Source organism: Brachybacterium sp. HMSC06H03, assembly GCF_001807385.1.
Classification (GTDB): domain Bacteria; phylum Actinomycetota; class Actinomycetes; order Actinomycetales; family Dermabacteraceae; genus Brachybacterium; species Brachybacterium conglomeratum.
Map to the genome: position 1 here is coordinate 1 of NZ_KV788846.1, position 5,782 is coordinate 5,782.

Here is a 5,782-nt window from a genome sequence, read left to right on the forward strand (position 1 = left end):
CGCCGGGCCGGGCGCGACCGACGCGCGGCCGGCCCGCCACGCCGTCAGCGCAGGCGGATGACGCCGCCGGCCTCGCGGAACTCCCATTCGATGCGCTCGAGGGTGAACTTCCGCGTCTCCGGCACCCGCAGGTAGTACCAGGTGACGGCGAAGATGTTGATCGCGGCGAACAGGCCGTAGGTGAACACCGGGCCGACCCCGTCCATCAGGACCGGGAAGGTGACCGTGACCAGCATGTTCGCCAGCCACAGGAGCATGACGGCGAAGCCGTTGGCGGCGCCGCGGATCGAGGCCGGGAAGATCTCCGAGAGCATCACCCACATGACCGGGCCGGGGCCCGACTGCATGCCGAGCATGAACAGCACGATCACGACCACGACGAGATACGGGACGAAGCCGGGGATGTCCGGCGAGACGGTGCCGTCGAGGTTGATGTACGGGTTGATGCCGAGCAGAAATATCGCGGTCATCGCGATGAGGGACAGGGTGAGGATCGCCTGGCCCACGAGCAGCACCTGGCGTCGGCCGAAGCGGCGCAGCGCGAGCAGGCCCGCGGCGGAGCCGATCACGGAGGCGACGCCGGTGAAAACGTTGAGGATGATCGAGGCCTGCGAGTCGAAGCCGGCCGCCATCAGCACCTTCGGGGCGTAGTACATCATCGTGTTCACGCCGGTGAGCTGCTGCAGGATCGCGAAGGTGCCGCCGAAGATGATGATCGAGCGCAGCCACGGGACCCTGAAGCCGGCGCGCAGGCTGAGCTTCTCCCGTTTGGCCTCGAGGCGGCGGGCCTCCTCCATCTCGGCGACCTCGACGAGGACGTCGTGCCTGCCCTCGATGCGCAGCCGCTTGAGGGAGCCGATCGCCTCCTCGAGCTCGCCGCGGCTGACGTGCCAGCGGGCGGACTCCGGCATCAGACGGATCCCGATCCACAGCGCGATCGCGGGGATCGAGCAGAGCACGAGCATGTAGCGCCAGGCGTGGCCGTTGCCCTCGGAGACGCTGACCCCGGCGATGCCGGCGAGCAGGTCCCAGGAGACCGTCTCCCCTGCCTGGTAGGTGCCGGAGGGGTCGTTCTCGACGACGGCCTGGGGCCCGCCCTGCAGCGAGGCGATCACGGCGTTGAAGGCGAAGGCGGCGAGCTGGCCGGTGACGATCATGAGCTGGTCGACCGCGACGAGCATGCCGCGCTGCTCCTTGGGCGCGGACTCGGAGAGGTAGACCGGCACGGTGGTGGAGGCGCCTCCGACGGCGAGGCCCAGCACGAAGCGGGCGATGTACATCAGGACGATGTTCGGGGCGAGGACGCAGCCGACGGCGCCGACGAAGAAGAGCACCGCGAGCAGCAGGATGTTGTGGCGTCGGCCAAAGCGGTCCGAGAGGCGGCCGCCCACGATCGCGCCGACGGCGCACCCGAACAGCAGGAAACCGCCGATCAGACCCTCCTCGAGGGAGGTCAGGGCGAGGCCGCCCGCCTCGGAGGGCAGGTGCATGTAGGGCAGGGCGCCGGAGATCACGCCGGTGTCGTAGCCGAAGAGGAAGCCGCCGAGGCAGGCGACGACGGCGAGGAATCCGATCGAGCGCTTCTTCCCGGAGGCGGGGGTCTTCGCGACCAGCTCGCGTAATCTCTGGGTGGAGTGCGACGGGGTGAGGCTCATGTTCCCTCCTTGGAACCTGAGACCGACGCCGGGGCGCCGGTGCGCGGTGCCGCCGGGCACCTGCGCGCTGTGCGGGGTCGCTCCCCGTCGATCCGCGGCGCCCGGATATGTCAGGGCGGAGGAGCGCGGGAGAGGCTTGATTGTCCTGTCTTAATGACCGAACAATACTGACGAGACGGCAAGCTAACACAGGATCCGGGCTCGAGGAAGGGCAGTTCGGCCCGAGCCGGCGAGCACGGATCGCGCCTACCTGGCGCTTTACCGCAGGCGCCTGCGGGGAATCTTGTCATGACAAAGTGTTGACAGGTTCGGCCTCGCGGGCCATGCTTGTCCCACGAGCTCACCGTCGAGTGGACCCCGCGCGGTCACGGCAGTGACGACGACCTCCCGCCGGCATGCACGGCGGGTCCGACCTCCCCGCCCCATCGTGCGGCGGGCCTGCATCACGGAGGCAGCATGAGCGAGAACCCTTCGGCCCCCGCCGCGGCGTCGGGCGCCGGCGCATCGTCGGCCCCCGCCGGCACGATCCGGCTCACCGTCGCCCAGGCCCTGGTGCGCTTCCTCGCCGCTCAGCACAGCGAGCGCGACGGCGTGCGGCAGCGTCTCATCCCCGGCGCCTTCGGCATCTTCGGCCACGGCAACGTCGCGGGCGTCGGCCAGGCGCTCCTGCAGAACGCGCTGGCTCCCGCCCCCGCCGAGGCTGCTATCCCCGCCGAGGCGGAGATGCCCTATTACCAGGCCCGCAACGAGCAGAACATGGTCCACACGGCCGTGGCCTACGCGCGCACGAAGAACCGTCTGCAGGCCATGGCATGCACCGCTTCGATCGGCCCGGGCTCGACGAACATGGTCACCGGCGCGGCGCTGGCGACCATCGACCGGATCCCCGTGCTGATCCTGCCCAGCGACGTCTTCGCCAACCGCGCCGTGGACCCCGTGCTGCAGCAGCTCGAGGACGAGCGGGCCATGGACGTCACCGTCAACGACGCCTTCCGCCCCGTCTCCCGCTACTTCGACCGCATCTGGCGGCCCGAGCAGCTGATCCCCTCGCTGCTGGCCGCGATGCGCGTGCTCACCGACCCCGCCGAGACCGGCGCCGTGACGATCTGCCTCCCCCAGGACGTGCAGGCCGAGGCGCACGACTGGCCCGCGGAGCTGTTCGCCGAGCGCACCTGGCACGTCGGCCGCCCCGTGCCGGAGCCTGCGGCGCTGGACCGCGCGCTCGAGGTGATCCGCGGGGCGGAGCGCCCCGTCGTCATCGCCGGCGGCGGCGCGATCTACTCCGAGGCGAGCGAGGCGCTCGCGGCCTTCACCGACGCGACCGCCATCCCGGTGCTGGACACCCAGGCCGGCAAGGGCGCGCTGACCGCCGACCACCCGCTGTGCATCGGCGGCGTCGGCGCGACCGGCAACGACGCGGCGAACACGCTCGCGGCCGAGGCCGACGTGGTGATCGGCGTGGGCACCCGCTACACCGACTTCACCACCGCCTCCCACACCGCCTTCCGCAACCCCGACGTGCGCTTCGTGAACCTCAACGTCAAGGCCTTCGACGCCGCGAAGCACGCCGCGACGATGCTGGTGGCCGACGCCCGCGAGGGCCTCGCCGCCCTTCAGGCCGGGCTCTCCGGCTGGCAGGCCCCCGCCGCGCACGGCGAGCGGGCCAGGCAGCTCCGCGCCGACTGGGAGCAGCTCGTCGAACCCTGCTTCCAGCCCCACGACCAGGAGCTGCCCGCCCAGACCGAGATCTTCGGCGCGCTGAACGAGCTGATGGGCGACACCGACATCGTCATCAACGCCGCCGGGTCCATGCCCGGCGACCTGCAGGCGCTGTGGAAGGCCCGCTCCCCGCAGCAGTACCACCTCGAGTACGGATACTCCTGCATGGGCTACGAGCTGCCGGCCTCGCTCGGCGCGAAGATGGCCGCGCCGGAGTCGGAGGTCGTCGCGATCATCGGCGACGGCACCTTCCAGATGGCGCCGCAGGAGATCGCGACCATCGTCGCCGAGCGCGTGAAGGTCATCCTCGTGATCCTGCAGAACCACGGCTGGTCCTCGATCGGCTCCCTCTCGGAGTCTCACGGCAGCCAGCGCTTCGGCACCAAGTACCGCATGCGCGACGAGAGCAGCGGGATGCTCGACGGCGACAAGCTCCCCTTCGACATCCCCGCGAACATCCGCTCCTACGGCCTCGAGGTGCAGGAGGTCTCCGACACCGAGTCCTTCCGCGAGGCGTACCGCCGCGCGGAGCAGTCCGAGGACGCGACCGCGATCGTGGTCAACACGAACCTGTACGGCCCGAACCCGCCCGGGATCGGCTGGTGGGACGTTCCGGTCAGCGCCGTCTCCCGCCTGGAGTCCACCCAGCAGGCCCGCGTCCAGTACGAGCAGGACCTCGCCCCGCAGCGCCACTACCTCTGAACCGTTCCAGGCCGCGCACGATTCTGCGTCCTGGGCGTGACCTCGACTCCATATACGTCCTGAGGTCACGGCTGGAGCGCAGAAGTTCGCGCAGTGCCCCACCTCCTGACACACCACAAGACCACCCCGACACCCCACCCCGAGGAGAGAGACCATGGGATACGAGATCACTCACTGGATCGACGGCCGCGAGCTCGCCGGCGCCGGCTCCACCCAGCCGATCATGAACCCCGCCACCGGCGGCGAGGTCGGCACGCTGCAGCTCGGCGACGCCTCCACCGTCGACCAGGCCGTCGAGGTCGCCCGGCGCGCGCAGAAGGAGTGGGCGAAGGTCTCGCTCGCCAAGCGCACCCAGATCCTCTACCGCATGCGGCAGCTGATGATCGAGAACACCGACGAGATCGCCGTCGTGATCTCCCGCGAGCACGGCAAGACCGTCGGCGACGCGAAGGGCGAGATCGCCCGCGGGCTGGAGACGCTCGAGTTCGCCACCTCCATCACGCAGGACCTCAAGGGCGGCTTCTCCCAGAACATCTCCACCGGCGTGGACGGCCACACCCTGCGCCAGCCGCTCGGCGTCGTCGCCGGCATCACCCCCTTCAACTTCCCGGCGATGGTGCCCTTCTGGATGCACCCGATCGCGATCGCGACCGGCAACGCCTTCATCCTCAAGCCCTCCGAGCGCGACCCCTCCGCCTCGAACATCGTCGCCCGCCTCTACCAGGAGGCCGGGCTGCCCGACGGCGTGTTCCAGGTGGTCCACGGTGGCAAGACCGTCGTCGACGCGCTGTGCACGCACGATGGGATCGCGGGGGTGTCCTTCGTCGGCTCCACCCCGATCGCCAAGCACGTCCACGCCACCGCCTCCGCGGCCGGCAAGCGCGTCCAGGCCCTCGGCGGCGCGAACAACCACGCCGTGGTGATGCCGGATGCGAACGTCGAGTTCGCCGCCGCGCAGGTCGCCTCGGGCGCCTTCGGCTCCGCCGGCGAGCGCTGCATGGCCGTCCCGGTCGCGGTGACCGTGGGCGACGTGCACGAGGAGTTCCTCGCCGCGATCAAGGCCGAGGCCGAGAAGCTCGTGGTCGGCCCGGGCGATGACGAGAGGACCGACATGCCGCCGGTCATCACGCCCGACGCGAAGGCGCGCGTGATCCGCATGACCGACGAGGCCGAGCAGGCCGGCGCCACCATCGTCGTCGACGGGCGCGGGCTCGTGGTCGAGGGCCACGAGAACGGCAACTTCGTGGGGCCGACGATCATCACCGATCTCGCTGCGGACCACCCGACCTACACCGAGGAGGTCTTCGGCCCGGTGCTCGTGGTGATGCACGTGAACAACTTCGACGAGGCGATCGACCTGGTCAACGCCTCGCCGTTCGGCAATGGCACCGCGATCTTCACCGACTCCGGCCACTACGCGCGCCGCTTCGAGGACGAGATCCAGGTGGGCATGATCGGCATCAACGTGCCGATCCCGACCCCGGTGGGCTACTACTCCTTCGGCGGCTGGAAGGACTCGCTGTTCGGCGAGCACCACGCCCACGGCCCCGAGGGCGTCTCCTTCTACACCCGCCAGAAGGCCGTCACCACCCGCTGGCCCTCGCAGAACGAGTCGGTCGAGTCCTCGATGAGCTTCCCGACCCACGACTGAGCAGCCGCACGGGAGGCCGACGGGGCCGGGCGGCCCCCGTCGGCCGCCCGGCCCG

The 5,782-nt window shown here is 70.4% G+C and carries 3 protein-coding genes; 2 read left to right on the forward strand and 1 reads right to left on the reverse strand.

Going from position 1 to position 5,782, the window contains the following annotated elements; translation table 11 throughout:
* Positions 1–44: 44 nt before the first annotated feature.
* Positions 45–1,655: an MFS transporter gene (locus tag HMPREF3159_RS10725; protein WP_070501018.1), complete on the reverse strand. Its 1,611-nt coding sequence runs from the start codon at positions 1,653–1,655 to the stop codon at positions 45–47.
* Between the two features lie 456 nt (positions 1,656–2,111).
* Between HMPREF3159_RS10725 and iolD the strand changes: the two genes are divergently transcribed.
* Both iolD and HMPREF3159_RS10735 read left to right on the forward strand, forming a co-directional pair.
* The gene (iolD, locus tag HMPREF3159_RS10730) at positions 2,112–4,076 is read left to right on the forward strand and encodes a 3D-(3,5/4)-trihydroxycyclohexane-1,2-dione acylhydrolase (decyclizing) (protein ID WP_070501019.1); all 1,965 of its coding nucleotides are present in this window, start codon (positions 2,112–2,114) and stop codon (positions 4,074–4,076) included.
* Positions 4,077–4,230: 154 nt separating this feature from the next.
* A complete protein-coding gene (locus HMPREF3159_RS10735; protein WP_070501020.1) occupies positions 4,231–5,727 on the forward strand; it encodes a CoA-acylating methylmalonate-semialdehyde dehydrogenase in 1,497 nt (498 codons plus the stop codon).
* Positions 5,728–5,782: the final 55 nt, after the last annotated feature.

Bases quoted from the DNA above. Each gene is read 5' to 3' on its own strand.
- HMPREF3159_RS10725 (WP_070501018.1), bottom strand. From the start codon at position 1,655: ATGAGCCTCACCCCGTCGCACTCCACCCAGAGATTACGCGAGCTGGTC.
- iolD (WP_070501019.1), top strand. From the start codon at position 2,112: ATGAGCGAGAACCCTTCGGCCCCCGCCGCGGCGTCGGGCGCCGGCGCA.
- HMPREF3159_RS10735 (WP_070501020.1), top strand. From the start codon at position 4,231: ATGGGATACGAGATCACTCACTGGATCGACGGCCGCGAGCTCGCCGGC.